The sequence below is a fragment of the Streptomyces sp. NPDC045967 genome, from assembly GCF_056430495.1.
Genome location: NZ_JBWKLE010000020.1, coordinates 79,592 through 105,243, shown reverse-complemented (window position 1 = coordinate 105,243; position 25,652 = coordinate 79,592). Strand labels below are relative to the sequence as shown.

The window sequence follows — 25,652 nt, the reverse complement described above, 5'->3', positions numbered from 1 at the left end:
CCGAGCAGCGATCCGTGGCGGCGCCGGGGACGAACGCCGGGGCGGCACCCGGGGCGGCATCCGGGACGGCTCGATCCGGTCGGGCCCGCACCGCGGCCCGGGCCCTGGCCGCACGGTACTCCGGCTCCGATGCCACCTTCGGCGCGCGGCTGCTGGTGACCGCCGCCGTCACGGCCGCGGCATCCGTGCCCTTCGCCCTCGCCCTGATCCTGGTGGAGTCCCAATGGCCCCCCCTCCACCGCCTCGACCGGGCCGTGGCCGAGCACCTGCACGAAGCCGCCCTCGCCCGGCCGGGCTGGGTGAGCGTGCTGCGCGTCTTCAGCGACTACGTGTGGGACCCGGTGACGCTGCGTCTCCTGGTGGCCGCGCTCGTGCTCTGGCTCCTCAGCCGCCGCGCCTGGCGCCTCGCGGCCTGGGCATCCGTGACGGCGGTGGCGGGCGCCCTGACGGGCGTGACGGTGAAAATCGTGGTGGAGCGGGCACGCCCCAGCCTGCCCGACCCCGTCGCCCACGCGCCCGGCTTCGCGTTTCCGTCCGGCCACGCGATGACGGGCGTGACCTCCTGCGCCATCCTCCTGCTGGTCCTGCTGCCCCTGGTGCCCCGAGCCTGGCGGCCGGTCCCCTGGGCACTGGCACTGGTCTCCGCGCTGGGCGTCGGCTACACGCGTGTCGCGCTGGGCGTGCACTGGGTGAGCGACGTGGTGGGCGGGTGGCTGCTCGGCCTTGCCGTGGTCGCCGCCACCACCCTGGTCTTCGAGGCGTGGCGAGCCGACAGCGGGCGCCGCCGGACGACCGTGGCCGAGGAGGGCCTGGAGCCGGAGCTCGCGGGCCCCGACCCCGAGGCACCTGTCGACGTACGGACCCACGGGCCGGCCGGTGGGCAGCCCTGAGGGGAGCCGGCCTGCCGCCTCACACCCGGCCGAGGTCCGAACTCACCCACCGGGTGGGACGCATGTGGATGACGACCTGCTCGCCGTGGTTCTTCCACGCGTCCTCGACGTAGCCGTCGACCTTCGAGGCCGGCAGGTACCGCGCGGAGATCCACTGCAGCTGCTCGCGCACCGCCGGTACGGTCGACACGACCGGGCCCTCGACCGACACGTACCGGATCGTCGGCTCCAGACGGTCGACCATCAGACTGAACCGCCCTGCGTCCCGGATGAGTTCGGCCTTGCGCGAATCGCGGCCGGTCATGATCCAGATGTCGCCTCCGGGGGAGTAGTGGTACCAGATCGGTACCGTCAACGGAGCGCGGTCAGCGCCCGCGCTCACGGCGAGGGCGGCGATGTGGGGTTCGGCGAGGAACTGCTCACGCTCGGTCCGGGACAGTGCCACGACATCCTCCTTCAGGGACGGCAGGGCTTGCTCCCGGGAAACGCGGCGCCGCCCGTGCCCATTCCCCTCACGCCGTCCCGCCACGACCCGGAGGCGGTCGACACCTGGTCGGTGTAGGCGGCCGGTTCCGCCCGGAGCGGCTCGCGGGGCGTGCGCCGCCGATCGGCCGGGTGGCCGACGAGGCCGCCCGCCCGCGGCCGACCGTCCCGTCAGAGAACCCGGTCGCTCTGCGGCCCGATGCCCGCACTCCCGATCGCAGTTCGGTCCGGGGCGAACGCGTCGCGGAAGGTGAAGGCGAGGGGCGCGGGGCCGTGGTGGTGGAGGTGCTCCAGCCGGGAAACCCCGTCCCGCCAGGTGGGTATCACGCCGTCGGAAACCCACCAGAACACGTGGTTCGGATGCCCCGTCCTCTCGAACCAGTCGTGGCGCCTGCTCAGCGCCGCGCGGTGCAGACCGGTGTGGACGGCGTCGAAGGCGGAGCGCAGGTCGGTCCAGAGGGAGAGGGTCGTGGCCAGGGCGGTGGTTTCCGGTGTACGGCCCTTGCCGTACCAAGGCGGTACGGCGAACTCCCCCCACGCACCCCAGTCCGCCTCGAAGAACGCACCCCGGTCACCCTCTGCCGCTTCGGCACGCCCGAGGAATCCGGGGTGCCGACCGATCTCCCGGTAGACGGCCTCACCGATGGCGTAGAACTCGCGCGTGAGGGGTGAGGGATCGGCGAGGGGTGATGCCAGGACGCCGAAGGTGTACAGCGCGAGAAGGGGCATGTGTCTCTCCCGGGTCGTGGGGCGGTGCGACCGTTGCGGCGATCGCCGAAGACCAGGCGAAGGTAACCGCCGGTGCGGGCCATGTCGAAGTTGCGTTTTCCCTGCCCAAGTGGCCTCTCCCAGCACTCATCGCGGGTGCGCGCACCGGTGGTGCCGCCCTCCGGGGCGGGACGCTGCGGCCGGCCGGGACGGACCGCATCTGCGCGCAGTCGTCGCCGACCGTGTCCTGGGGATCCGCCCGACGGTGCGGACGGGGAGGCGGGCATGCTCCTCCCTCACCGACCCGGCGGCGCCCGGGAAAGCGCACTGCGCGAACCGAGCCGCCCGCGCCGCGCCGGAGGGCGAAGCGCCACGGGTGGGGGATCCTCCGTGTGAGGCGTGAAACACGGGGCAGGCGCCTGTCGAGCAAGGCAGCCATTCCTGGCCCAGAGAAGGGACCCATCCTCAATGACCGAGCACGTGTGGGGTTATCGCGAGACGTCCGGCCGTCTGGAGGGCGCCGATCTGAGCGGCTTCAAGGTCGAGGCCGTCGACGGTGCGATCGGCAAGGTCGACAAGCACTCGGACGAGGCGGGATCCGCCTACATCGTGGTCGACACCGGCCCGTGGATCTTCGGCAAGGAGGTCCTGCTCCCGGCCGGCACCGTCTCCCGCATCGACGTGGACGAGGAGAAGATCTACGTCGACCGGACGAAGGAGCAGATCAAGAACGCTCCCGAGTTCGTCCGCGACAAGCACCTCGGAGACGCCGGCTACCACGACGAACTCTCCGCGTACTACCGGGCCGGCGACGCCTTCGGCGGCCGCCCGCTCTGAACGACCGTAAGGAGCCCGCGAGATGAGCCAGGACAAGACGCACCAGGACAAGACCCGTCACGACGGGGACGACCAGGCCACGTCCACCCCGCCCTCGAAGGCGCCGGGGGAGAGCGGTGACCGCGAAGCCCGCAGGGAAGCGGACGAAGCCGTCATCTCCGGTGACGAGGACGGCGAAGCCGGGGACGCCCTGACCCCGAACACCGACGCCCAGCGTAGGACCGCCGGGCACTGACGGCGCGGCATCGCGCCCACCCCTCCGCCCACCCGCCGTGATCGACGGCGGGTGGGCGGAGCCCTGCTCGGCTCGCGACCGGCCGGTCAGCCGCCCGCGCGCTGCTGGTCGCTGTCGTCGCGGAGCTGCCTGGTGTGCTGGGTGAGCGTGTCGATGCGGTCGGCGAGTTCGGTGTGCGCCGGCCCTAGATGGTCGCGGGCGGCGGTGAGCGGGGCGACGAGCTGGGCCGCGTCGTCCCGGCCGAGGGCGTGGCTCAGCTCGCGCACGCTCGTCTCGGCGGCGGCGGGGAGGTCGGTCAGGGCGGTGACCTGCCCCGCCAGCTGCCGCAGGTCGGCTGCGTTCCCACGGGCCCAGCGGGTGACGGTGCGGTCCGCGGCGCGCCGGTCGCGGACGGCCTGCACCCGCTGCTCCCCGGTGGTGTCGGCCGGGCCGGGGCGCAGCCGCAGGTAGCGGCGCTCGGCCGCCTGGCGGCTGGCCACCCCGAGGGGCCTGGCGAGCTCGGCCCAGCTGGCGCCCGCCTCCCGGGCGGTCTCGATCAGGCCCGGCTCCCAGCCGGCAAGCCGTTCCCGCACCTCGCGCAGGAGGAGCAGCGAGGCGAGGGCCTGCTCCGGGCCGGTGTCCGTCGGGCGGGGAGCAGGGCCGGCGTTCTGGGCCTCGCGCAGGGCGTTGCCGATCGCCTCCAGCGCCGCGGCCGCGGCGACCGAGGAAGCGGGCCCCTGGTCCGGTGGGGCGTCCGGGGCGGCGGGACGGGCGGCATCGTCATCGGCGGTCACGGATCTCCTCCAACCTTGTCATCGTCAGGATGACACCCTGCTTGTCGTCGTCTCGATGACATGCTACAACGGAAGCACCTTGAAGCGCATGGGCAGTCCCTGCCGAACCGACTGGAGGTGTATTCGCGATGCTGATGCGCACCGACCCGTTCCGCGAACTCGACCGGCTCACGCAGCAGCTCATGGGGACCACCGGTACGTGGTCGAAGCCGTCCGTCATGCCGATGGACGCCTACCGCGACGGCGAGGTCTATGTGCTCGCCTTCGATCTCCCGGGCGTCACCGCGGACGCGATCGACGTCGACGTCGAGCGGCACATGCTCACCGTCAAGGCCGAGCGCAGGCCCCCGACGAAGTCCGACGGCGTCCAGGTGGAACTCTCCGAGCGGCCGCTGGGCGTGTTCTCCCGCCAGGTCATGCTCGCCGACACCCTCGACACCGAGCACATCGAAGCGGACTACGACGCGGGTGTCCTGACCCTGCGCATTCCGATCACCGAGCGCGCCAAGCCCCGGAAGATCGCCATCGGTGCCGACAGCGGCAGCCGGCAGATCTCCGGCTGACCCGCACCCACAGCCCGCCCGATCGCGGAGGACGCGGCACCGACCCCCCTCCGGCAAGCCCGTCCTCCGCCCCCTTTTCGAACCCGCAACCACTCCACCGCGGGCGGCCGGTTCGCTCCCCGCAGGAACCGGCCGGAGCCCTCCGACACGAAAGGCGACCGGTACCCGTGTTCTCCCAGCCTGGAACCCTCCAGCAGGCCACGGACATGAGTTACGAGAACATGCTGGAAAAAGTGAGGTATGAAGGTGCCTACCCCACCGTCGAACGCGCCGAGCAAGCCGTGCGCGGCGTCCTGACCGCCCTCGGCCGCCAGCTCACCGGCGAGGAACGCGTCGACCTCGCGGCCCGACTCCCCATGGAAGCCGCCCTCACCCTCACCGCCGAGGCCCCAGATCCCTACCGGCTCACGGGGTGGAGCTTCGTCAAGGACCTCGCCGCCCGCACCGGCGCGACCCCCGCCGCGGCCCGCTGGGAAGCCGGGGCCGTCCTCACGATCGTCGCCCGGCTCGCCGGCCCGGATCTCCTCGGCCGCATCCTCGGCGGGCTTCCCGAAGGCTGGGCGCTCCTCTTCGGCCAGGCGCAGCTGCTCCGGCCGCAGGCCGCGGCCTGACACCGGACCACGGCCCCGTACCCCCTTGTCCTCTGTGCGGGGCCGCACTGCGACACGGTACCGCTGACGCCGGCAACCGTCCGGCGCACGGCCCGTCCTGTTCGATCAAGCGATTCCGGGAGACGGTATGAAGACGCCGCGCGTGACGGTCCGGTCCGAAGCGGACGGCGTGGACGTGGTGGTCTGCGCGGGCGAGTTCGACCTGGACACGGCCGGCGTCCTCGCGGCGGCCTGCGACCGGGAAGCGGCCGGTGCCGCCCTGCTGGTCCTGGACGTGGCCCGGGTCGAGTTCGCCGACTCCTCCTTCCTGAACGTGCTGATCCGGCTGCGCAACACCCGACCCGTGGTGCTCGGCGGGCCGCTGCCCGCACAGCTCCGGCGGCTCCTGGAGATGACCGGCGCACTGGAGCTCTTCGAGGTACGGGACGGCGGACCACCCGGGAGCCGCGCCCTGTCGACCGTCCTGAGCACAGTCCCCGCGCAGGGGTAGGGAGCAGGAGGTCGGGCAGGGGTCCAGGAAGAGCATCGCTACGCATCCGAGACGAGAGGCGGGCTGTGATGACCACCGCACGCGACATCATGACCCCGGAACCCGAATGCATCGACGCCGAAGCGACCGTCATGGAGGCGGCGAAGAAGCTGGCACGGCTCGATGTGGGTGCGCTGCCGATCTGCGGCACCGACCACAAGCTGAAGGGCATGCTCACCGACCGGGACATCGTCACCAAGGTCCTGGCGGCCGGCAAGGACCCCGCGACCTGCACGGCGGGCGAGCTGGCCCAGGGCGAGGCCGTGACGATCGGCGCCGATGACGACGCCGCCGAGATCCTCCACACGATGAGCGAGCACCACGTGCGCCGGCTGCCCGTCATCGACGGGCACACGCTCGTCGGGATCGTGGCCCAGGCCGATGTCGCCCGAGCCCTTCCGGACCCCCAGGTCGGCGACCTCCTCGAGGCCATCTCCAGCTGACACCCTCAGCCGTCCCCGTGTGACGGCCCGCCCCTCTTCGGAAGGGCGGGCCGGGTCGTACCCCCTGAGGCCGAGCGGGAGCCTCGGCCCTCAGAACTCGCCTTCGATGCCCGTGACCGCCGGCGGCCCCAGGGGTGCGTCCTTCTCGGTGAACCCCAGCTTCCCGAGGGCGCCGGCCGCCAGGCGGACGGCGTCGCCCTCTGCCGTCGCCCGGTCCGGGGCCTCGATCTCGAGCCGGACGGAGAAGGTTCCGTCCTCGTGGACCGTCAGGAGTTCCACCTCCTCGGCCTCGCTCAGGCCGGTGTGGTGCGAAGCCAGGCTCCGCGCCAGCTCGGAGCGGGCCGCATCGTCGACGTCCCTCAGGAACGTGCCCGGCACGGTGATGACGTAGGTGCTCACTGCTGCCTCCTGTCGGCTGGCAAAGGCGGGGTCTCGTTCTGGGATGCCCAGGTACCGCGCTTCAAACCCCCGCAACCCCGGCACAACAGCCTGTCAGGTGCCCTTCCGCACCGCCCCATCGGCACGCGGTGGCCCCGGCACTGCATAGACCCGCCGACTCTGGCCAGGAGCGTGAAGGACGGATTCGGACGAACCGGATGGAGGAGACGACGATGAACTGGCGCCATGAGGCCGCCTGTCGGTGGGAAGACCCCGATCTGTTCTTCCCGATCGGGTCCAGCGGCCCTGCCCTGCTCCAGGTCGAACAGGCCAAGGCGGTGTGCCACCGTTGCCCGGTGATGGAGAGTTGCCTGAAGTGGGCTCTCGAGGCGAACCAGGAAATCGGGGTGTGCGGCGGCATGAGCGAGGAGGAACGCCGGGCCGCCAAGCGGCGGGCTGCTCGGTCCCGTACGCGAACGGCCGGCTGAACCGGCTGACCGGCTGCCGCCCCACGCCGCCCCGACGACGCCCGCCGACGCCGGAGGCGGGCGTCGTCGGGATCCCCGCCCCGTGAGGCATCCGCGAACGAACGCGCCGCGCCGGGGACCGTGACGGGCACGTGCTCCGGCCGACTGCCGATGACGGACGTCTTGCGTCGCGGTGCGCCACCGGGCGGCCAGGGTCCGCCCGGGCGGGGAGTCGGTGGCCCGCAGGCCCGGGTCGGCCCTGCTCGCGCATGCCCCACGGGGATCCGTATGCGGCCAGCAGGTCCAGGAACGGGCGCGGCGGAAACGGCTCGGGGCCGAGGACGTCCGCGTCCGACCAGACGCCGGCGGCCATGAGCTCCAGCGCCACGACGGGGTTGACGGCGGTCTGCCAGACCACGGCCTGCGAACCGTATGCGCCCATGGACCACTGGTTGTCCACCACGTGGTAGAGGTACACCTCGCGCGGTCCGCCGTCCTTGGTGCCCTTGCCCCAGGTGCCCGCGCACGTCTTGCCGGTCGTCCCCTGCTCGCCGCCCGGATGAACCGCAGCGCCCACCCGATCGCCCTGGACATGCTCCTCGCGAGCGCGGAGCACCGGCTCCGCGCGCTGTCGGCCGGGTGACCCGCCCGCCGCCCCGGCCGGACGCCCGGAGGACTACCAGGTGAGCTCCGCGCGGACCGACTTGCCGTCGTCGTGATGGAGGACGTGTACCACACGGGCGAGCGTCTGGACGATGGGCCACCCGCGGCCGCCGGTCCGGTCCGGAGTGCGGCGGTGCGGCGGGACGGGGCTGATGTCCCGCACGGTGATCCCCACCCCGTCGGCCAGCAGCCCGCACTCCACGGCGAAGGGGCCGGGCGCGTGGCGGACGGCGTTGGTCACCAGCTCGGACACGACCAGCAGCACGTCGTCGTGAAAGGTGCGGCCGGCGTGGGGGGCGTGCTGCCGGAGGAAGGCGTCAGCGACGGCCCGCGCCTCGGCGATGCAGCCGGGGGTGCCGTCGAACTCCGCGCACACCGTCGTACGGGCATCGTGCGCAGTGGCCGGCGGAAGATCCATCCTCACTCTCTCTCCCCTGAGTTCCTCACCGCTCGGGTACCCTCACCGCTGCCCTGCGACACCGGCGCGCTGGCGGGGGGCCTGTCACCCGGCTCGTCCCCGCACGGCAGATTACCCAGCCCCGCCCGCGCGGTTCACCGGCTCGGGTCCCCGTCGCCGCCGGGTTTGCACTGGTCCGCCCGCGCGTGGGCGATCCGTTCGGGAGAACGGGGTTCTCTTCTAGTGCAGATTCACTACTCTTACCTGGTGTCCGTTGCCCAGGCTGGGGGTCGCCGCATGAGAGAAGAAGCACCGTGACCGGCCCGTCGTTTCACGTCAGCAGCGTCCCCGAGCCGGACTCGGCCGGTCTTCGCCTCGTCGGCGCGCTGGACATGGACACCGCCGGCCAGCTGCGGGCCGCCCTCGACGACTGCTTCGCACGGCGGTGCGACCGTGTCGTGCTGGACCTGCGGGACCTGCGCTTCTGTGACTGCGCCGGCCTCAACCTGCTCCTGGAGGCCAGGGGCGCGGCGGATAGGATCGGTTCCGAACTGTGCGTGAGAGGCGCCCGCGAACAGGTCGCCCGCCTGTTCGCCCTCACCGGCGCCGACGGACTGTTCGCCGATCACGTGACGCGTCTACCCCCGAGGACCGCCTGATGCCTTCGACACCGCAGGCCGTACCGGAGACCGCGCCGCACGCCGCCGACGGGCGCATCACCATCCTGCTCGTCGAAGACCACGACATGGTGGCGGAGGCGATCCGGCTCGCCCTGGACCGCACCGGCGACCTGGTCGTCGTCGGCCGCAGCCTGTCCGTGCGGGACGCGCTGGACGACGCCGCCCGGCTGCGCCCCGACGTGGTGGTACTGGACCGGCGCCTGCCCGACGGTGACGGCATCGCCGCCATCGCCCGGCTCAAGGCGGCCGCTCCCGGCGCCCGGGTGCTGGTACTGACCGGGGAGGGAACCCCGGCGATGGCCGCCGACGTCGCCGAGGCCGGCGGCTCCGGACTCATCCTCAAGGTCGGCAATCTCGGCGAGCTGCAAGAGGGCGTGCGCCTGGTGGCGGCGGGAGACGTGGCCTACAGCAAGGGTCTGCTCGGCGGTGCGCTGGACCGGCTGGCCGGCCGTGCGGCCGACCCCGGAGCCGCCCTCACCCCGCGCGAGCGCGAGACCCTGCACCTGCTCGGCGACGGTCTGGGGCCCGCCGAGATCAGCCACAAGCTCGGTGTCGCCCTCAACACCGCCAGGAACCACGTCCAGCGGGTCCTGGAGAAACTCGGCGCCCGGTCCCAGCTCGAAGCGGTCGCCGTGGCCCGCCGCGAGGGGCTCCTACGATGACCGGGAACCTCCCCGCCGGACAGGGCGGCGCCCTCGCCCCGACCGAGACGGCCTTCACCCTGCTCGTCACCAGCGTCGTCGACTACGGCATCTTCATGCTCGACCCCGAGGGCCACGTGTCGACCTGGAACGCCGGCGCCGAGCGGATCAAGGGGTTCTCCGCGACGGACATCATCGGCAAGCACTTCTCGGTCTTCTACCCGCCCGAGGAGATCGCCGCCCGCAAACCCCACCTGGAGCTCGAAGCGGCCATCGCCGAGGGCCGGCTGGAGGACGAGGGCTGGCGCATCCGCAAGGACGGCAGCCGCTTCTGGGCCAACGTGGTGATCACCCCGCTCTTCGACGAGACCGGCGAACTGCGCGGCTTCGGCAAGGTCACCCGGGACATGACCGAGCGCCGCGCCGCCGAGCAGGCGCTCAGCGAACGCCGCCGCCTCTTCACCCACCTGGTGCAGGCGCAGGAACTGGAACGCCGCCGCATCGCCTGGGACGTGCACGACGACTCCATCCAGGCCATGGTCGCCGTCGGCATGCGGCTGCAGCTCCTCGCCGACCAGGTCGGCGAGCCGTACGCGCGCGCGCTCGCCGAACTCGACCGGTCGGTGAGCGAGGCGGTGAGCCGCCTGCGCAACCTCACCTTCCGGCTCCAGCCCCCGGGCATCGACCGGCACGGACTGGCCGAGTCCCTCGCCCAGCACCTCGACGAGGTGGTGGCCGGGAGCTGGGGTCTGGAGCCGTCCCTGGTGTACGACCTCGAGAAGGAACCGGCCCCCGAGACCGCCATCACCCTCTTCCGCATCGTCCAGGAAGCGCTGCTGAACGTGCACAAGCACGCGCGCGCACGCACCGTGAAGGTCAGCGTCACCAACGAAGACCGCGGCCTGCTGACCCGGGTGTCGGACGACGGCACCGGGCACTCGGCCATCCTCCACAAGCTGCCGGAGCACTTCGGCCTGCTGGAGATGCGCGAGCGGGCCGAAACGGCCGGCGGCTGGTGGACCTTGCGCAGCGAGCCGGGCAGCGGCACCACCGTGGAGTTCTGGCTGCCCGACCTCCCGCCGGGCGTGCTGGACGAACCCCTGCCCGGTCCGTCCGGCGTGAGCTTCGACTCCCGGACCGTCCTCGAAGGTCCGCCATGACCCGGACCGCCACGCCCCACGACCCCCTGCGCGTGCTGATCTGCGATGACAACCGCATGCTGCGCGAGGCGCTGGCCGAGGTCGTCCGGGCGCAGCCCGACCTCAGCCTGGCCGGCAGCGCCGGCGACTCCGACGAGGCGATCCGGCTCGCCGCCGCCCGGCAGCCGCACGTGGTCGTGCTCGACGTGCGCTTCCCCGGCGGCGGCCCGCACACCGCGCAGCAGATCATCCGGGCCGTCCCCGGCGTACGCGTCCTGGCGTTCTCCGCATACGGGGATCAGAGCCCGCGCACCCAGATGGCGGCGGCCGGCGTCGCGGGGTACCTGGTGAAGGGCATCACCAACGCCGAGCTGCTGGACGCGGTCAGGACCTTGGGAGCCGACGCTCGCCGCTCCACCCCCTCCACCCCCTCCGCCGCGGAAGGCGAGACCCCGCACGGGTCCGCGGCCTCCCGCACGGGTGGCCTCCCCGGTGCGACACTGGCGGAGTGACGGACAGCGAACGGCAGACGGACCGGCGCCTGGAGCGGACCATCCTGGAGCTGCTGGATCGCCGGGGCCCGACGGCGACGATCTGCCCCTCCGACGCCGCGCGGGCGCTCTACACGGGGGAGGGCGACGGCTGGCGCGCGCTCATGGAACCGGCCCGGCGCGCCGCGCGCAGCCTGGTCGCGGCCGGCGAGGTGGAGATCACCCAGGGCGGCCGACCGGTCGAACCGGCCGAGGCGCGCGGCCCGATCCGCATCCGCCGCACCCGCTGACGACCGCCTACTGCTCCCCGGCCGGGTTCTCCGCCGTCTGCAGTGCCTGGCCGGCGATGGTGAGGGCCTCCTCGTCCTGACCGGCCGCCTTGGCCTTCTCGGCCTGGCTGAGCGCGATCCGGAGCAGCTCGACGGTGTGCTCGGGCAGAGCGTTCGACTCCACCACGTCCGCCAGCTTCCGGATGGTGTCGGTGGCCAGGTCCTCGGACATGGGGCCGTCTCCTCTGTCGTGGATCCGCGACGTCGACCGTCGGGGTCGATCAAAGCCCTGCGACGCTATCAGCCGCCGACGGGTGCGCGGCGGACCGGAAGGGGCGCGCGCGTCGGGCCGCGGCCGCCGTCGGGAGAAGGACCCGTGTGCGGACCAGGACCCGTGCGCGGGCCAGGACCAGCCGCTCACCGGACACCGCACGCCGCTCAATCGTGGCCGTCCTCCCCGTCCAAGGCCGCCAGACCCGCCAGCCAGCGATCCCGCCGCTGGTCCCCGTCCTGCTCCCACCACGGCGTGCCCCGTTCCCCCAGGGCCACCTTGGCCGTGTGCACACGGCGCCTGGCCTCGCGTTCGGCCCGCTCGTCCGCAGCCCGCAGGGCCGCACCCACGGCGCGGCGCGCCGCCATCAGGTGCGCACGCAGCCGCGCGGCGACGTCGTCGGGCAGAGCCGGATCGGTGGCACGCCAGCGTCTGCCGCCGATGAGGACGTGGTGCCCGTCCGGGGTGCGTGCGGGCGGAGGCTTTTCTGTCACGGGCATGCTGTGCCCGCCGGCCGCAGCGGCGAATCCCGGCCACCCCCGTGCGCCGTAAGCGGGCGCGTGTGGCCGGCGGCACGGCATGGCCGACCGAAGTCAGGGAAGGCGGGGGACATCAGACGGCACGATCCCCAGGCGGCAAGATGAGAAGCGTTGGTGTGGAAGAGGAGCTGCTGCTCGTGGACGCGGGCAGTGGTGCTCCGGTAGCCCTGTCGGGGGCGGTCCTGGAGGCCGCGGACCGGCAGGCGTGGCAGCGCGCCGGTGCGGACGGCCGGGCAGAGCACGAGTTCGAGAAGGAACTGCAGAAGGAACAGCTGGAGTTCGCCACCAGCCCGGTCACGGAGATGGGCGAGCTCCAGGACGAGATCCTGCGCATCCGCGCCGAGGCCGCCCGCCACGCCGCGAGCGCCGGGGCCGTGCTGGCGGCCGTCGCGACATCGCCGCTGCCCGTACGGCCCTCGCTCAACGCGGGCCGGCGCTACCGGTGGATGAAGGAGCAGTTCGGCCTGACGGCGCAGGAGCAGCTGACCTGCGGATGCCACGTCCACGTGTCGGTCGAATCCGACGAAGAGGGCGTCGCGGTCCTGGACCGCATCCGGCCGTGGTTGGCCGTCCTGACGGCGATGAGCGCCAACTCCCCTTTCTGGCAGGGCGAGGACAGCGGCTACGCCAGCTACCGCAGCCGGGTGTGGAACCGGTGGCCGTCCGCGGGCCCGGTCGGGATCTTCGGATCGGCCGACCGCTACCACGAGCAGGTCGGCGAGATGATCGGCACCGGCGTGCTGCGTGACGAGGGGATGATCTACTTCGACGCCCGGCTGTCGGCCACCTACCCCACGGTGGAGGTCCGCGTGGCCGACGTGTGCCTGGACCCCTCCACGCCGGTCCTGATCGCCGCCCTGGTACGCGGCCTGGCCGAGACCGCGGCCCGCGACTGGCGCGACGGACGGCCGCCGGCCAGGATCGACACGAGCATGCTGCGGCTGGCCTCCTGGCGAGCCGCCCGATCGGGCCTGGACGGACCTCTGCTGCACCCCGAAACCATGCGGGAGACGCCCGCCGCCCAGGCCGTCGACGCCCTCTACCAGCACGTGCGCGAGGCGCTGCGCGACCACGGCGACGACGAGCGGGTCCGCGACGCCATCGCCCACCTGCACGAGCACGGCAACGGCGCCCGCATCCAGCGGCGGCTCCACGAGGGCGGGGAGCCGCTCGCCTCCGTCGTCGCCCGCTGTGCGGACATGACGGTGAAGCACTGAGCACCCCGGTGCCCCGGTGCATGAGGCGGTGGACCCGGGGCACACGGGGTGGAGACGGAACGCGGTGATCGCTTCCGTCCGCGGCAGACGGCCGAAGCAAGGTCGGCTGAAGCCCCTGTGCCGCCCTTTCCACCGGAGGAGTTGTTACACGTGAACGAGCACGTCTGGGAATACAAGTCCACCTCGGGCCACCTGTCCGGTACCGACCTGACCGGTTACAAGGTGGAGGCGACCGACGGAAGCATCGGCAAGGTCGACAAGCACTCCGACGAGGTCGGCGACGCCTACCTCGTCGTGGACACCGGAGTGTGGATCTTCGGCAAGGAGGTCCTGCTGCCGGCGAGCACGGTGATGCGGATCGAGCCCGAGGAGAAGAAGATCTACGTCGACCGGTCCAAGGAACAGATCAAGGACGCCCCCGAGTTCCACCGGGACGAGCACCTCGAAGACTCCGGCTACCGCCAGCAGCTCGGGACGTACTACGCCCCGGGCATCCCCTTCGGCGGCCGACCCGCCTGATCGTCGCCGGTTGAGCCCCCGATCCCCCGCAAAGCGCCGAGGGGGTCGGGGGCTCCACCGTTCGACCGGCGGGCGCGTCTCACAGGCCCGCCGCCTCCTTCTCGCGCAGGCTGCTCCACGCACGGGCCGACAGTGCGGCGTCCGTCAGGACGTCGACGGCCGTGCACGCCAGCGCCTCGGCCGCCGCCAGCATCACCGTCCGCCCCCGGTCCGAGCCCGCGGCCCGGGCGAAGGCGGGCGTGTGGTCCGAGGTCTCGCCGTCCACGACGGCCACGAACGGATGGATGGCGGGGACCCGGGCGCTGACGTCGCCGATGTCGGACGAGCCCAGGAAGACCCCGCCGACCGGTTCGCCGAGACGGATGCCGCTGCGGGCCAGGTGGCCGCCGAACCGCTCCGAGAGGACATCGCTGTTCCGGAAGTGGGCGTAGCCCCGGCCCAGCCGGTCCACCCGCACGGTGGTGCCGGTGGCGGCCGCCACGCCCCCGGCCCACGTCTCCACCTCGGCGACCAGGGCGTCGAGGGAGGCACTCGTGGATGCCCGGAGCCCGAACAACCCCTCCGCGTACGCCGGCACGATGTTGGTCGCGCTGCCTCCGTCGGTGACGATGCCCTGCACGTGCGACCCCGGGGGCAGGCGCCTGCTCACCACGGCCGCGGTGTTGAACAACTGGATGAGCGCCGCCAGGGCGTCGATGCCCCCGGTGGGATCCCCCGTGGGATGGGCCGACCTCCCGTGGAAGCCCACCCGTACCTGCGTCTGCGCCGTCAGCGGCGCCCACGACCAGTCGTGCACCCCCGGATGGAACATCAGTGCCGCGTCCACACCGTCGAACACGCCGGCTTCGGCCAGGGCCACCTTGCCGCCGCCCCGCTCCTCGGCCGGGGTCCCGACCGCCAGCACGCTCCCCGCGACGTCACCGAGGACGCCCCGCACCGCCAGCGCGGCCCCCAGCCCCGCCGCGGCGATCAAATTGTGGCCGCACGCGTGCCCCAGACCCGGCAGCGCGTCGTACTCCAGCAGCAGCGCGACGCACCGCCCCCGCCCCTCCCCGGCGCCCTCGGCGCGCGCGACGAACGCGGTCTCCAGCCCGGCGGTGCCCCGCTCGACCTCGAACCCGCCCCGCTCGAGTTCCGCGGTGAGCAGCCGCGCCGCCCGGTGCTCCTCATAGGCGAGCTCCGGATCCGCGTGCAACGCCCGGGCGACCGCCCACAGGTCCTCGGCCCGGCGGACGCATTCCCTCCGCAGTCGTGCGTACAGGTCTTCTCGTGAATCGCCCACATCTTCCTCCTCGCACCGGTTCAGACATGCTTCTGTCCACAGGCCGGCCGCTCACGCGCGGGGGAGGGGCGCTGGGAGGGGCCGGGCCGGTCGGTGAGGGCGCCGGACCTGCCTACAGTGGAAGGGCCAGCCCCCTCGCGGACCCACCACCTCCGCGAGGGCGTCGAGAGGAACCCGGAGGTCGCACATGGGCGCCGCCCCGCGACACGCGGCCGGACCGGAGGACCACGGGGACGCCCTGTTCGGCCTCGAGGAACTCGACACGGGCCGGGCGCCGGAGCGCCGGCATGCCGGGCCCCTGTTCCGGGACTCCCCGGCCGCGCGCCGCCTGCTGTCGGTGCGGGCGATCCACGCCGAACCGGCCGCCGCCGCCTCCCCGCGCGGCCGGCAGATCCTGGCCCGCTTCCCCGACGCCGAGCTGATCCCGGTGGACTCGCACTGGAGGATCCCGGAGCTCCACGGCAACGAGGGCAACGTCGACCGCTGGGTCAGGGTCAAGAGCGAGGTCCTGGTCCTGGGGGAGCGCAAGACACTGACCACCCGCCCCAACGGACGCTCCGCGGACTGGATCGCACCCGGTCCCGGCAACGGCTGCGCCATGGCCTGCGCCTACTGCTACGTGCCGCGCCGCAAGGGCTTCGCCAACCCGATCACCGTCTTCACCAACATCGACGGCATCACCGCACACCTCGCCCGCCACATCGCCCGCCTCGGTCCGAAACCGGAGGCGAACCAGTGCGATCCGGTCGCATGGGTCTACGACATCGGCGAGAACAGCGACTGCTCGGTGGACGCCCTGATCAGCGAGAACGTCGCCGATCTGATCGGCTCGTTCGCCCGCTGGCCCACCGCCAAGGCCTCCTTCGCCACCAAGTTCGTCAACCCGGACCTGCTGCTGCTCGACCCCCGGGGCCGCACCCGTGTGCGGTTCTCCGTCATGCCGCACGAGGACTCCAGACTGCTGGACATCCGCACCAGTCCCGTCGAGAGCCGCCTCGCCGCGGCCGGGGACTTCCTGGACGCCGGCTACGAGGTCCACTTCAACCTCTCGCCCGTCGTCCTGCGGCCCGGTTGGGAAGGGGACTGGTCCCTGCTGCTGCGGCAGATGGACGACGTGCTGCCCCGGCGCGTGAAGGACCAGGCGGCCGCGGAAGTGATCATGCTGACGCACAACAAGGACCTGCACGAACTGAACCTCGGCTGGCACCCGCGGGCGGAGGACGTCCTGTGGCGACCAGATCTGCAGCAGCCCAAGCGCTCCGAGAACGGCAGCTGGAACGTGCGGTACCGCAACGCGGTCAAGGCCGGGGCGATCGCCACCCTGAGCGACCTCGTGGCGGCCCACGCGCCATGGCTCCACGTGCGGTACGCCTTCTGAGTGGTCGGCCGGCTCCGTGCCGGCCACCCGCCGTCCGGCTCGGTTACTGCCGCGCGCGTCCGGGCAGGCGGGCGGTATGAACCAGTCGAAGGCACCAGTACTCGAAGCGTTGGCCGACTACCACGAGAGCGGCCAGACCCCGTTCACACCGCCGGGACACAAGCAGGGCCGGGGCGCTGATCCGCGGGTGCGGGCCGTCCTGGGTGACGCGGTGTTCCGCTCGGACGTCCTCGCCACCAGCGGCCTGGACGACCGTACGTCCTCCCACGCGGTGGTGGAGGCCGCGCAGGCGCTGATGGCCGAGGCGGTGGGCGCGGACCACGCGTTCTTCTCCACGTGCGGCAGTTCGCTGTCCGTGAAGTCGGCGATGCTGTCCGTGGCGGGCCCGCACGAGAAGCTGCTGGTGGGGCGGGACGCCCACAAGTCGGTCGTCTCGGGACTGATCCTGTCGGGGATCGAGCCGGTGTGGGTGGACCCGCAGTGGGACGCCGAGCGGCATCTGGCGCATCCGCCGTCGGCCGATGCCTTCGAGGCGGCCTTCGCCGAGCACCCCGACGCGCGGGGAGCCCTGGTGACGACGCCGACGCCCTACGGAACGTGTTCGGACCTCGCCGCGATCGCGGAGATGTGCCACCGGCGCGGCCGCCCCCTCATCGTGGACGAGGCATGGGGCGCCCACCTGCCGTTCCACCCCGATCTGCCGACGTGGGCGATGGACGCGGGCGCGGACGTGTGTGTCACCTCGGTCCACAAGATGGGGTCCGGGCTGGAGCAGAGCTCGGTCTTCCACCTCCAGGGCGACCTGGTGAAGCCCGAGGTGCTCAAGAGCCGTGAGGACCTGCTGGGCACGACCAGCCCCTCCGTGCTCGTGTACGCCGCGCTGGACGGCTGGCGCCGGCAGATGGTCGAACACGGGCGCGTCCTCTACGACGACGCCCTCGCCCTCGCCGCACGGACCCGCGACCGCATCGGCCGCATCGAGGGCATGCGGGTGCACGGCCGGGAGGACTTCTGCGGGCCGGGCCTCGCCTTCGACATGGACCCCCTGCAGATCATCATCGACATCAGCGCCTGGCAGGTCACCGGCTACAAGGCGGCGGACTGGCTGCGCCGGCACCACCGGATCAACCTCCACCTCGCCGACCACCGCCGCATCAGCGCCCAGCTCACCCACGCCGACGGCGACGACACCGCCGACGCCCTGCTCACGGCGCTGACCGACCTGGCGGCCCACGTCCCCGACCTTCGGACGGGCCAGCCAGTCGAGGTCCCCTCGCCCGTCGAGCTCCGGCTGGAACAGGCGGTCCTGCCCCGCGACGCCTTCTTCGGCCCCACGGAGCAGGTGCCCTGGGACGAAGCCGACGGACGCATCGCCGCCGAGATGCTGACCCCGTACCCGCCCGGCATCCCTGCGGCCCTGCCCGGCGAACGCCTGACCAAGGACGTGCTGCGCTACCTGCGCTCGGGGGTCGAGGCGGGCATGGTCGTACCGGACGCGGTCGACACGGAGGTGATGAGCATCCGGGTCCTGCGTGAGGAGTGAGCGCCCGACGAAGGTGCGACACCCCGGACACGGACAGGTCCCGCCCCCGCCGGCTGACCGGACGGAAGGCGGGACCTGTCCGTGTCCCCCTTCAGCCTCTGCGGCTCCGCCCGCGGGCCGACCACTGGTTGCCGACGCCGGCGACGTGCAGGGCGAGCGCGGCCAGGCCGATGAGCATGAAGTTCGTCGAGCTCAGCACGTCGTTGGTGGCGATGTGAGCCGCGTTGATCAGGAAAGCGATGAAGAACAGGACTGCGGCGACGATACCCAGCATGTCCGGGCCCCTTTCGGTAGGTGACTGCCGTGTGCCCCCGCGGGGCCGGGGCATGAGCCGTACCGCCGACACGTTCCGCCGCACCCCGTCCTCCGCGGCGCCCGGGGCCGGGAGCCGCTGAGGCGAGGCGGTCGGCGGCCTCAGGAGGGCCCCGGAGCGTCCGTTCGAGTGGCGTCGTCCTCTCCGGCGGGGCAAGAGCCGCCGGAACCACGTCGGTCCGTGCTGTGCTGTGGCCACGACCCGACAAGGGCCGTGCGCGGGCCCGCCCGCTGTTCGTGGCAGGCCGCCCCAACAGCGAAGGAGGACTGATGTCACGTCACCTGAAGAGCCGACGAAGTCGGAGCGCGATCGGTCAACTACTGGCCGGCGGGCTCTTGTTGGCCGTCACGCTCCTGGACGTCTCCGGGGCGCACGCCGCCTCCGTCCACTCCAAACCCAACCCCGACTGGGACGCCATCGCCCGGTGCGAATCGGGCGGGAACTGGAAGGCCAACACCGGTAACGGCCATTACGGAGGGCTCCAGTTCACCCGGTCGAGCTGGAAGGCGGCGGGAGGCCGCCGCTTCGCCCCACGCGCGGACCTCGCCACGAAGGCGGAGCAGATCGCGACGGCGAGAAGACTCGCCAAGATCCAGGGCATGGGGGCCTGGACCTGCGCACGCCGCCGCTGAGATAAGGACTCCGGGCGGGGCGGCCCCTGCCGTCCCCCCGGGACCGAACCGCCTCAACTGCCTCTTGCAAGAGCCTGATCGACCGGCAAAAGGGGGCTTTGCGCTTCGAAACAGGGCCGCTGGAACCGCACTTCGGGACAGGAGATGAGCCGGCGTCCGGCCGCACACCGGCCGGAACAGGCTCCACCCCTGACGCACCCCGACCGGTTCCGCGAATGATTCCGCCGGTCGCGTCGCCGGGGGAGGATCCCCTCGCGGGCGCGTACTCCTTCGGGGAGCCGTTCGGGCCCGCCGTGAAGATGGGAGGATGGCAGGATGGACATCCTCCACAGGAACAACGTCAAGGTCGTCGGCGCAGCCGGCAGGCCCGTGGTCATGCTGGCGCACGGGTTCGGCTGCGACCAGAACTTGTGGCGCCTCGTGACGCCCGCCCTCGCGGAGGAGTTCCAGGTCGTCCTGTTCGACTACGTGGGTTCCGGCGGCTCCGACCCGTCCGCGTGGAACGGCGAGCGGTACGGTTCGCTCGACGGCTACGCCCGCGACGTCACCGAGGTCTGCGAGGCCCTCGACCTGCGGGAAGTCGCCTTCGTGGGGCATTCGGTCAGCGCGATGGTCGGGGTCCTCGCGGCGGCCGCGGCCCCCGAGCGGTTCTCCTCCCTGGTCATGGTCGGGCCCTCCCCGTGCTACATCGACGACGACGGCTACCGGGGCGGCTTCAGCGCCGAGGACATCGACGAACTGCTGGAGTCGCTCGAATCCAACTATCTCGGCTGGTCGGCGGCCATGGCGCCGATGATCATGGGCAATCCGGAGCGCCCGGAACTCGGACGGGAGCTGACCAACAGCTTCTGCGCCACCGACCCGGCCAAGGCCCGGGTCTTCGCCCGTACGACCTTCCTCTCCGACAGCCGCGCCGACCTGAAGAGCGTGGGCGTGCCGACGCTGGTACTGGAGTGCAGCCAGGACGTGATCGCGCCGCGCGAGGTGGGCGCCTACGTCCACGAGGCGATCCCCGGGAGCCGGCTCATCACCCTGGACGCGACGGGCCACTGCCCCCAGCTGAGCGCCCCGGAGACCACCACGGCGGCCATCCGGGCCTTCCTCCGGAGCCTGCCGTGATGTGCCGCACCGCCCGGGATCCGGAGCTGCCGGAGAGCGACAAGGAGGCCACCGACGCCGCCTTCTCCACCCTGCTGGAGGACACCGCGGAGGAACTCTACGAATCGGCTCCCTGCGGCTACCTGTCCACGCTGATGGACGGCACCATCGCCAAGATCAACGAGACGCTCCTGGACTGGCTCGGTCTCACGCGCGACGCCGTCGTGGGCCGCAAGCGCTTCACCGACCTGCTGAGCGTCGGCGGCAGGCTCTACCACGAGACGCACTTCGCGCCGCTGCTGCGCATGCAGGGGCGGATCAGCGAGATCGCGCTCGAGCTCAGAGCCTCCGACGGCACACGGCTTCCCGTCCTGGTCTCCTCCACGGTGAAGACGAGCGCGGACGGCGAGCCGATGCTGATCCGCACCACCGTCTTCGACGCCCGACAGCGCCGCTCCTACGAGAAGGAACTGCTCCGCGAGCGCGAGGCGGCCGAGGCGGCACGCCGCCAGGCCGAAGCGGACCGGGAACGGCTGCGGGAGGCCCTCACCGTCCTGCAGCAGAGCCTGCTGCCCGCCACCCTGCCCCCGGTACCCGGGATGGAGGCGGCCTCGCACTACCACACCGCATCCATCGACCGGCTCGGCGGAGACTTCTACGACCTGTTCCCGCTGGACGACAAGCGGTGGGCGTTCTTCCTCGGAGACGTCTGCGGCAAAGGCCCGCAGGCCGCCGCCGTCACCTCCCTGACCCGCTACACCCTGCGCGCCGCGGCTCTCCACGACCCGGAGCCCGCCGCCGCGCTGACCACCCTGAACACCGTGCTCCACGAACGGTTCAACGGCGGGGACCCGCGCTACTGCACCGCGATCTTCGGGGTCATGGAACCCGACGCGACCACGGGTACGACAGCCGTGCGCCTCGCGTCCGGCGGCCATCCCCCCGCTCTGGTCCTGCGCGCCGACGGCCGGGCCGAGTACCTTCCCACCCCCGGCGGCCTGCTCGTGGGCATCCTGCCCGACCCCCACTTCACCACCGCCGAGACCACCCTGGGCCCCGGCGACACCCTCCTGCTCTACACCGACGGCCTCACCGAAGCCCGGATCGGCCCCCACCGCGAGCTCTACGGCGAGGAGGCCCTGCACGCCTTCGCCGCCGGCCACACGCAGGGCGGGCCACACGAACTGATCACCGCCTTCACCGGGCTGCTGGACAGCTTCGCCGAGGGGCTCGACGACGACACGGCCCTACTGGCCCTGGGCGTACCCCGCACCGCGCACCCAGGACCCGACCGCACCGCGCACCCAGAATCCGACCCCCGTCCCGCCCCGCAGGAGCCCGATCCGACGTGAGCGACCTGACGATCACCACCCGAGACGCCGTGTCCGGTCCCGTACTGCAACTCGCCGGCGACCTCGACTACGACCAGGCCCCGCTGCTCCGGCAGGCCCTGGAGGCCGTCAGCCTGCAGCCGGGCCAACGGCTCGTCGTGGACCTCTCCCGCATACGGTCCTGCGACTCGAGCGGCATCACGGCCCTCATCGTCGCCCGCAACCTCGCGGTGGCCGCACGAGCGGGCATCGCGCTGGCAGGAGTCCCCGGCGAGACGTTGCGCATCCTGCGCATCGTCGGCCTGGACCAGGTCTTCCCGATCCACCCGGACGTGGACACCGCCAGCGTGGCCTGACCGACGGCCCGGCATCTCCGTCCGGACGGGTGCCGTGCCGTCGCGCGTTCAGTTCGACGGGGATCGCCCCTGGCCCGGGGCGCCGCCGCCGCTCGGCACGGCGCACGCCGCCGTGCCTCCCGGCAGCCGGTGCCGATGGTCCGCGACGAGCCGGTAGCAGCGATGGGCCGCCCACCGCACGCCCGGCAGCATGAGCGCCGAGCCCAGCAGCGGCCACGCCCGGCCCGCACTCAGCAACGCCTTCGCGACGGCCTCGGCCCCTCCGTACACCGCGCCGGCCGGAGTGACCCACAGTGCCTCGTACTGGGCCCGCTCCGCGGTGACGCCCAGCGCGCCGAGGTCCGCGAACTGCCACGGAACGAGATCACAGCGGGGCCGTACGCGGCGTTCCGCGAACCTCGCCGATGTCGTGCAGAAGCCGCAGTCTCCGTCGTAGACGAGTACGGGCCGAGTACGCATGCCCTCCATCATCCACCCGTCGGCACGGCGCCCGTGTGCGGGGCGTCCCTCCGAGAGGCGCGGGCGCCCTGAGCGCCGATAATTGGTGAAGGACCAAGAGCATGACGGCCTTCGCGTGCGCGCCGCGGCGACGGCACCGGCGCGGGCCTCGGGCATCCCCGGTTTCCCGGCCTCCGGCGCCGTCTCCGGCGCGGCGCGGGCCGTCGACCCGGTCATCGGCGCTCGACACCGGCCATAGGTCATCATCGGCCGCCGGTCATCGGTCATCGGTCATCGACGAAGCACCTTCACGTGCCCGGATCCGCAGGGAAAGGCCCGCACCCATGACGACCACCGTTGCCGCCTACGCCGCCCCCGCCGCCAAGGCGCCTCTGGAACGCACGACCGTCGAGCGCCGCGAGGTCGGTGAGAACGACGTACTGATCGACATCGCCTTCGTCGGCATCTGCCACTCCGACATCCACCAGGTCCGCGAAGGCTGGGGGAAGGCGATCTTCCCGATGGTGCCGGGGCACGAGATCGCCGGTGTCGTCGCGCAGGCCGGCCCCGGCGTGACGAAGTTCCGCGTCGGCGACCGGGTCGGCGTCGGCTGCATGGTCGACTCCTGCCGCCGGTGCGCGAACTGCCGGGCCGGTCTGGAGCAGTACTGCACGGAGGGCGCCGTCTGGACCTACAACGCGGTCGGCAAGGACGGCCTGCCCACCTACGGCGGCTACGCGCAGAAGATGGTCGTCGACGAGAACTACGTCGTACGCATCCCCGACGCCCTGGCGCTGGACGTGGCCGCCCCGCTGCTGTGTGCCGGGATCACCACGTACTCCCCGCTGCGCCACTGGAACGCCGGCCCCGGTACGAAGGTCGCCGCCGTCGGTCTCGGCGGACTCGGCCACGCCGCCGTCAAGATCGCCCACGCGCTGGGCTCCGAAGTCACCGTGCTCTCGCAGTCCCTGCGCAAGAAGGACGACGGCCTCCGGCTGGGCGCCGGCGACTACCGCGCCACCGCCGATCCGGCGACGTTCGAAGACCTGGCGGGCAGCTTCGACCTCATCCTCAACACCGTCTCCGCCCCGCTCGACTTCGCCGCCTACTTCGCGCTCCTGCGCACCGACGGCACCATGGTGAACCTCGGCCTTCCCGAAGACGCCGCGCAGGCGGACCTGCGGTCGCTGTTCGGCAACCGTCGCAGCATGAGCAGTTCCGGTATCGGCGGTATCGCCGAAACCCAGGAGATGCTGGACTTCTGCGGTGAGCACGGAGTGGGCGCCGAGATCGAGTTGATCGGCGCGGACGAGATCAACGACGCCTACGAACGGGTCCTCGCCAGCGACGTCCGCTACCGCTTCGTCATCGACACCGCCACCCTCTGACGGGTAGGCCCCCGGCGGGGTTGTGGCGGCCGGCCGGAGCGCGGGATAGTGGACAGCTTCGGGGGCCGCGGCGCCGAGCGGCGCGACGGCCCCGGCCGAACCTCTCGCTTCGGAGGCCGTGCATGAACCGCATCGGATCGCTGGCGGCCGCGCTGGCGCTGGGCGCCGGGCTGGCGCTGGCCGGGGCGGGCCCGGCCGCCGCCGACCCGTACGACTGCTCCACCTGGTACAAATCCCGTACCACCGCAGCCGGCACGTGCACCAACGGCACCGGGGAGTTCCGCGTGTACACCCGGTGCGACAGGCCCCTGGCGCGGGACTACACCGTCCACGACCCGACCTGGCGCCGGGTCGGCACCACCAGCACCGCCATCTGCCACAGTGGCGGAACGCCCTACGGTGCGGGCATCCAGGTGCGCTGACACCTCCACCGCGGCGAACACGACGCGCTGCCGCGGCCGAACTGCGACGGCGGGCGGACCGGATGGTTCCTCGCGTCGGGACGGGTCCGGGCGAGGCGGCGGCTCAGGGGCGGTTGAGCCCCCACGTCTGCAACGCGTAGGCGCGGCCTTTCTCCTGACCGGTGATCAGCGGCACGTCCAGCAGGTGGAAGCCGGCCTTGGCGGCCACGGCGACACTGGCGGCGTTCTCGGCCTCAAGCTCCAGGATCACCCGGTCCGCGCCCAGGTGTTCGAAGGCGTACGCGGCCATCAGCCGCACCGCCCGTGCCGCCAGCCCTTGGCCACGGTGTGCCGGACCGACCGCATAACCGATCTCGGTGCCTTCGGGGGACCGTCGCAGCATCACCTCGCCCAGCGCCGGGCCGCCGTCGACGGTGATGGCGAGCAGGATCGTGGAGCCCTCCGCCCGCAACTGCCGGGCCCGGGCCAGGCGCGCGTGGGCGGCCGCGGCGTCGAAGGGGGAGACGATCGGGGTCCAGTAGGCGATGTCGGGGTGGTCGAAGAGCTCCGGCATCACGGCCAGGTCCGCTTCCGTCCAGTCGCGCAGGACGAGCCCCTCTCCCGCGACCTCGATCCGCTCGGGAAACGGCGACGCTGTGCTGCTCATGCTGAAGCACCTTTCTGACCCGGGGGGTGAAGGGTCAGGCTATCCGTGTGCGGGCGGCCCGGTGCCGTCGGGCGGCCCGCGCACGCCCCGGCACGAGACGCGCGTCCGCCTCCGCCCGGTCGAGGGGCGGAGGCGGACGCGAACGCGGGGGAGCGGGGCGGTCAGAACGCGAAGACGGCGTTCCCGTTGAGGGTGGAGGCCATGACGCAGCTGTTGGAGAAGGTGTGCTTCCAGGAGATGTGCTTGCCCTGCCAGACGCCGTCCGCCGTGACTGTGACGGGGTCGTAGTGCATCGGACAGGCCCGGTCCTGGTCCGGGGCGGCCAGGAGCGCGTCGAGGGTGCCGTTGGTCGCGGCGAGTGCGGCACAGGCGGCCTCCGGGTCGGGGTGCGTTCCCTGGGCGGTCGGCGCGCAGCTGAGGGCCGATGCCCGTACGAAGGTGGTCGCCTGCTCGCCCTGGGCGACGGCCAGGACCACGGCGGAGGGGGCGTACAGGCTGGCGGGCTGTGCCTCCGCGATGCCGGTGGCACCGGCCATGGCCAGGAGGGCGGCGGACGAGACGACAGCGATGCGGTGACGCACGACAGAACTCTCTTTCAATTCGAAGGTGGCACGCAGTTGTTGGCTGCGATATGTCGACTGGACACCACCGAGTTTGTCGGGCTCGAAGGGCGAGTGCACTTCGATCACCGTTTTTCAGACATCCCGTTCGATTATCGGCGACCGAACGGTCGTTGGGGCAGCTCAGGGGGAATATCCGACCGGGGCGGGCGGGCGGAGAAGGGCGACGACGGTCCACGCGGCAACCACCAGCGGGGCGTTGACCTGCTGTCCGCCGCGTGCGGTTCATCGAACGGCCATCCAGGCTGACCGAATAGGACCGGTCCGCCCCAGCGGAACGCGGACCACTCCGGGGCCACCGGCGGCCGACGGGACCGCGCGGTGCACCCGGCTCCGCCACAACGAGCAGTGGGGGGGGGGGGGGGGGGGGGGTGGCCCCCCCCCCCCCCCCCCCACGGGTCTGGTCTCTTCCCGACGGGGGCGGGGTGAGCCGAGGGGGGCCTTTCCGGGGGCTTGGGGGCC

Annotated in this window: 35 protein-coding genes and 1 pseudogene; 23 read left to right on the top strand and 13 right to left on the bottom strand. The window is 72.4% G+C overall.

Features of this window, described 5'->3' with window-relative positions; genetic code table 11:
- The first annotated feature begins 104 nt into the window (after nt 1-104).
- Entirely contained in the window at nt 105-890 is a 786-nt protein-coding gene (locus tag AC07FY_RS28315) for a phosphatase PAP2 family protein (protein WP_479011755.1), read from the top strand.
- A gap of 19 nt (nt 891-909) precedes the next feature.
- Here AC07FY_RS28315 and AC07FY_RS28310 read toward each other — a convergent pair whose 3' ends face one another.
- Together AC07FY_RS28310 and AC07FY_RS28305 are read right to left on the bottom strand one after the other, a co-directional pair.
- Nucleotides 910-1,335 (bottom strand): pyridoxamine 5'-phosphate oxidase family protein, encoded by a 426-nt coding sequence (locus tag AC07FY_RS28310; protein WP_479011665.1) that lies wholly within the window; start codon nt 1,333-1,335, stop codon nt 910-912.
- Nucleotides 1,336-1,544: 209 nt separating this feature from the next.
- On the bottom strand, nt 1,545-2,102 hold the full coding sequence (locus tag AC07FY_RS28305) for a DUF3291 domain-containing protein (protein WP_479011662.1): 558 nt from the start codon (nt 2,100-2,102) through the stop codon (nt 1,545-1,547).
- A gap of 447 nt (nt 2,103-2,549) precedes the next feature.
- Between AC07FY_RS28305 and AC07FY_RS28300 the strand changes: the two genes are divergently transcribed.
- Nucleotides 2,550-2,918, top strand: coding sequence for a PRC-barrel domain-containing protein (locus AC07FY_RS28300; RefSeq protein WP_479011659.1), 369 nt, complete (start codon nt 2,550-2,552; stop codon nt 2,916-2,918).
- Between the two features lie 22 nt (nt 2,919-2,940).
- On the top strand, nt 2,941-3,153 hold the full coding sequence (locus tag AC07FY_RS28295) for a hypothetical protein (RefSeq protein WP_479011656.1): 213 nt from the start codon (nt 2,941-2,943) through the stop codon (nt 3,151-3,153).
- Between the two features lie 86 nt (nt 3,154-3,239).
- On the opposite strand, the gene AC07FY_RS28290 is transcribed toward AC07FY_RS28295, so the two are convergent.
- Nucleotides 3,240-3,926: a type III effector protein gene (locus AC07FY_RS28290; protein WP_479011653.1), complete on the bottom strand. Its 687-nt coding sequence runs from the start codon at nt 3,924-3,926 to the stop codon at nt 3,240-3,242.
- Nucleotides 3,927-4,054: 128 nt separating this feature from the next.
- Here AC07FY_RS28290 and AC07FY_RS28285 point away from each other — a divergent pair, with 128 nt between their 5' ends.
- The 4 genes from AC07FY_RS28285 to AC07FY_RS28270 all read left to right on the top strand — a co-directional run bounded on the left by AC07FY_RS28285 (nt 4,055) and on the right by AC07FY_RS28270 (nt 6,072).
- Entirely contained in the window at nt 4,055-4,489 is a 435-nt protein-coding gene (locus AC07FY_RS28285; protein WP_479011651.1) for an Hsp20/alpha crystallin family protein, read from the top strand.
- 206 nt (nt 4,490-4,695) lie between these two features.
- Nucleotides 4,696-5,100: a DUF2267 domain-containing protein gene (locus AC07FY_RS28280; RefSeq protein WP_479011752.1), complete on the top strand. Its 405-nt coding sequence runs from the start codon at nt 4,696-4,698 to the stop codon at nt 5,098-5,100.
- A gap of 127 nt (nt 5,101-5,227) precedes the next feature.
- Nucleotides 5,228-5,590, top strand: a complete 363-nt coding sequence (locus AC07FY_RS28275; RefSeq protein WP_479011649.1) for an STAS domain-containing protein — start codon at nt 5,228-5,230, stop codon at nt 5,588-5,590.
- A gap of 68 nt (nt 5,591-5,658) precedes the next feature.
- Entirely contained in the window at nt 5,659-6,072 is a 414-nt protein-coding gene (locus AC07FY_RS28270) for a CBS domain-containing protein (protein WP_479011646.1), read from the top strand.
- Nucleotides 6,073-6,162: 90 nt separating this feature from the next.
- Here the strand turns inward: AC07FY_RS28270 and AC07FY_RS28265 are convergent, their stop codons facing one another.
- Nucleotides 6,163-6,471, bottom strand: a complete 309-nt coding sequence (locus AC07FY_RS28265) for a hypothetical protein (RefSeq protein WP_479011643.1) — start codon at nt 6,469-6,471, stop codon at nt 6,163-6,165.
- Nucleotides 6,472-6,683: 212 nt separating this feature from the next.
- Between AC07FY_RS28265 and AC07FY_RS28260 the strand changes: the two genes are divergently transcribed.
- Nucleotides 6,684-6,938 (top strand): WhiB family transcriptional regulator, encoded by a 255-nt coding sequence (locus tag AC07FY_RS28260; RefSeq protein WP_479011749.1) that lies wholly within the window; start codon nt 6,684-6,686, stop codon nt 6,936-6,938.
- Between the two features lie 238 nt (nt 6,939-7,176).
- Here the strand turns inward: AC07FY_RS28260 and AC07FY_RS28255 are convergent.
- Together AC07FY_RS28255 and AC07FY_RS28250 are read right to left on the bottom strand one after the other, a co-directional pair.
- A pseudogene (locus AC07FY_RS28255) lies at nt 7,177-7,452 on the bottom strand (ATP-binding protein); the annotation flags it as partial.
- Nucleotides 7,453-7,593: 141 nt separating this feature from the next.
- Nucleotides 7,594-7,998: an ATP-binding protein gene (locus AC07FY_RS28250; protein ID WP_479011640.1), complete on the bottom strand. Its 405-nt coding sequence runs from the start codon at nt 7,996-7,998 to the stop codon at nt 7,594-7,596.
- A 293-nt stretch (nt 7,999-8,291) separates the two neighbouring features.
- Here AC07FY_RS28250 and AC07FY_RS28245 point away from each other — a divergent pair, with 293 nt between their 5' ends.
- The 5 genes from AC07FY_RS28245 to AC07FY_RS28225 are packed head-to-tail and all read left to right on the top strand — an operon-like array spanning nt 8,292 to nt 11,218.
- Nucleotides 8,292-8,636, top strand: a complete 345-nt coding sequence (locus tag AC07FY_RS28245) for an STAS domain-containing protein (protein WP_479011637.1) — start codon at nt 8,292-8,294, stop codon at nt 8,634-8,636.
- Complete coding sequence (locus tag AC07FY_RS28240) at nt 8,636-9,319, top strand: response regulator (RefSeq protein ID WP_479011634.1); 684 nt, start codon at nt 8,636-8,638, stop codon at nt 9,317-9,319. The genes AC07FY_RS28245 and AC07FY_RS28240 overlap by 1 nt, the downstream gene beginning before the upstream one ends.
- Nucleotides 9,316-10,458 (top strand): PAS domain-containing sensor histidine kinase, encoded by a 1,143-nt coding sequence (locus tag AC07FY_RS28235; protein ID WP_479011631.1) that lies wholly within the window; start codon nt 9,316-9,318, stop codon nt 10,456-10,458. Before AC07FY_RS28240 ends, AC07FY_RS28235 begins: the two co-directional genes overlap by 4 nt.
- Entirely contained in the window at nt 10,455-10,949 is a 495-nt protein-coding gene (locus tag AC07FY_RS28230; protein ID WP_479011628.1) for a response regulator, read from the top strand. The genes AC07FY_RS28235 and AC07FY_RS28230 overlap by 4 nt, the downstream gene beginning before the upstream one ends.
- The gene (locus tag AC07FY_RS28225) at nt 10,946-11,218 is read left to right on the top strand and encodes a DUF3253 domain-containing protein (protein ID WP_479011625.1); all 273 of its coding nucleotides are present in this window, start codon (nt 10,946-10,948) and stop codon (nt 11,216-11,218) included. Before AC07FY_RS28230 ends, AC07FY_RS28225 begins: the two co-directional genes overlap by 4 nt.
- Before the next feature lie 7 nt (nt 11,219-11,225).
- On the opposite strand, the gene AC07FY_RS28220 is transcribed toward AC07FY_RS28225, so the two are convergent.
- Together AC07FY_RS28220 and AC07FY_RS28215 are read right to left on the bottom strand one after the other, a co-directional pair.
- Nucleotides 11,226-11,429 carry a hypothetical protein gene (locus AC07FY_RS28220; RefSeq protein WP_479011622.1) on the bottom strand — a complete coding sequence of 68 codons (204 nt, stop codon included), beginning with the start codon at nt 11,427-11,429 and terminating at the stop codon, nt 11,226-11,228.
- A gap of 206 nt (nt 11,430-11,635) precedes the next feature.
- Nucleotides 11,636-11,968: a hypothetical protein gene (locus AC07FY_RS28215; RefSeq protein WP_479011619.1), complete on the bottom strand. Its 333-nt coding sequence runs from the start codon at nt 11,966-11,968 to the stop codon at nt 11,636-11,638.
- A 140-nt stretch (nt 11,969-12,108) separates the two neighbouring features.
- Here AC07FY_RS28215 and AC07FY_RS28210 point away from each other — a divergent pair, with 140 nt between their 5' ends.
- Nucleotides 12,109-13,224, top strand: coding sequence for a glutamate--cysteine ligase (locus AC07FY_RS28210; protein ID WP_479011616.1), 1,116 nt, complete (start codon nt 12,109-12,111; stop codon nt 13,222-13,224).
- Nucleotides 13,225-13,374: 150 nt separating this feature from the next.
- The gene (locus tag AC07FY_RS28205; protein ID WP_479011613.1) at nt 13,375-13,743 is read left to right on the top strand and encodes a PRC-barrel domain-containing protein; all 369 of its coding nucleotides are present in this window, start codon (nt 13,375-13,377) and stop codon (nt 13,741-13,743) included.
- Nucleotides 13,744-13,822: 79 nt separating this feature from the next.
- Here AC07FY_RS28205 and AC07FY_RS28200 read toward each other — a convergent pair whose 3' ends face one another.
- Nucleotides 13,823-15,025 carry an amidohydrolase gene (locus tag AC07FY_RS28200; protein WP_479011610.1) on the bottom strand — a complete coding sequence of 401 codons (1,203 nt, stop codon included), beginning with the start codon at nt 15,023-15,025 and terminating at the stop codon, nt 13,823-13,825.
- 187 nt (nt 15,026-15,212) lie between these two features.
- Between AC07FY_RS28200 and AC07FY_RS28195 the strand changes: the two genes are divergently transcribed.
- The gene (locus tag AC07FY_RS28195) at nt 15,213-16,403 is read left to right on the top strand and encodes a spore photoproduct lyase family protein (RefSeq protein WP_479011607.1); all 1,191 of its coding nucleotides are present in this window, start codon (nt 15,213-15,215) and stop codon (nt 16,401-16,403) included.
- A gap of 76 nt (nt 16,404-16,479) precedes the next feature.
- Nucleotides 16,480-17,946, top strand: a complete 1,467-nt coding sequence (locus AC07FY_RS28190; RefSeq protein WP_479011604.1) for an aminotransferase class I/II-fold pyridoxal phosphate-dependent enzyme — start codon at nt 16,480-16,482, stop codon at nt 17,944-17,946.
- Nucleotides 17,947-18,037: 91 nt separating this feature from the next.
- On the opposite strand, the gene AC07FY_RS28185 is transcribed toward AC07FY_RS28190, so the two are convergent.
- The gene (locus AC07FY_RS28185; RefSeq protein WP_479011601.1) at nt 18,038-18,220 is read right to left on the bottom strand and encodes a hypothetical protein; all 183 of its coding nucleotides are present in this window, start codon (nt 18,218-18,220) and stop codon (nt 18,038-18,040) included.
- 308 nt (nt 18,221-18,528) lie between these two features.
- Between AC07FY_RS28185 and AC07FY_RS28180 the strand changes: the two genes are divergently transcribed.
- From AC07FY_RS28180 to AC07FY_RS28165, 4 genes are all read left to right on the top strand, one after another.
- The gene (locus AC07FY_RS28180) at nt 18,529-18,891 is read left to right on the top strand and encodes a transglycosylase family protein (RefSeq protein WP_479011598.1); all 363 of its coding nucleotides are present in this window, start codon (nt 18,529-18,531) and stop codon (nt 18,889-18,891) included.
- 315 nt (nt 18,892-19,206) lie between these two features.
- Nucleotides 19,207-20,010, top strand: a complete 804-nt coding sequence (locus tag AC07FY_RS28175) for an alpha/beta fold hydrolase (RefSeq protein WP_479011595.1) — start codon at nt 19,207-19,209, stop codon at nt 20,008-20,010.
- On the top strand, nt 20,010-21,341 hold the full coding sequence (locus AC07FY_RS28170) for a PP2C family protein-serine/threonine phosphatase (RefSeq protein ID WP_479011592.1): 1,332 nt from the start codon (nt 20,010-20,012) through the stop codon (nt 21,339-21,341). Before AC07FY_RS28175 ends, AC07FY_RS28170 begins: the two co-directional genes overlap by 1 nt.
- Nucleotides 21,338-21,676, top strand: a complete 339-nt coding sequence (locus tag AC07FY_RS28165; RefSeq protein WP_479011589.1) for an STAS domain-containing protein — start codon at nt 21,338-21,340, stop codon at nt 21,674-21,676. Before AC07FY_RS28170 ends, AC07FY_RS28165 begins: the two co-directional genes overlap by 4 nt.
- Nucleotides 21,677-21,724: 48 nt before the next feature.
- Here AC07FY_RS28165 and AC07FY_RS28160 read toward each other — a convergent pair whose 3' ends face one another.
- On the bottom strand, nt 21,725-22,135 hold the full coding sequence (locus AC07FY_RS28160) for a thiol-disulfide oxidoreductase DCC family protein (RefSeq protein ID WP_479011586.1): 411 nt from the start codon (nt 22,133-22,135) through the stop codon (nt 21,725-21,727).
- A gap of 323 nt (nt 22,136-22,458) precedes the next feature.
- Between AC07FY_RS28160 and AC07FY_RS28155 the strand changes: the two genes are divergently transcribed.
- Both AC07FY_RS28155 and AC07FY_RS28150 read left to right on the top strand, forming a co-directional pair.
- The gene (locus tag AC07FY_RS28155) at nt 22,459-23,502 is read left to right on the top strand and encodes an NAD(P)-dependent alcohol dehydrogenase (protein ID WP_479011583.1); all 1,044 of its coding nucleotides are present in this window, start codon (nt 22,459-22,461) and stop codon (nt 23,500-23,502) included.
- Nucleotides 23,503-23,624: 122 nt separating this feature from the next.
- Nucleotides 23,625-23,924 (top strand): hypothetical protein, encoded by a 300-nt coding sequence (locus AC07FY_RS28150; RefSeq protein ID WP_479011581.1) that lies wholly within the window; start codon nt 23,625-23,627, stop codon nt 23,922-23,924.
- Between the two features lie 103 nt (nt 23,925-24,027).
- Here the strand turns inward: AC07FY_RS28150 and AC07FY_RS28145 are convergent, their stop codons facing one another.
- Both AC07FY_RS28145 and AC07FY_RS28140 read right to left on the bottom strand, forming a co-directional pair.
- Nucleotides 24,028-24,570: a GNAT family N-acetyltransferase gene (locus tag AC07FY_RS28145; RefSeq protein ID WP_479011578.1), complete on the bottom strand. Its 543-nt coding sequence runs from the start codon at nt 24,568-24,570 to the stop codon at nt 24,028-24,030.
- Between the two features lie 161 nt (nt 24,571-24,731).
- On the bottom strand, nt 24,732-25,151 hold the full coding sequence (locus tag AC07FY_RS28140) for an SSI family serine proteinase inhibitor (RefSeq protein ID WP_479011575.1): 420 nt from the start codon (nt 25,149-25,151) through the stop codon (nt 24,732-24,734).
- Between the last annotated feature and the right edge of the window lie 501 nt (nt 25,152-25,652).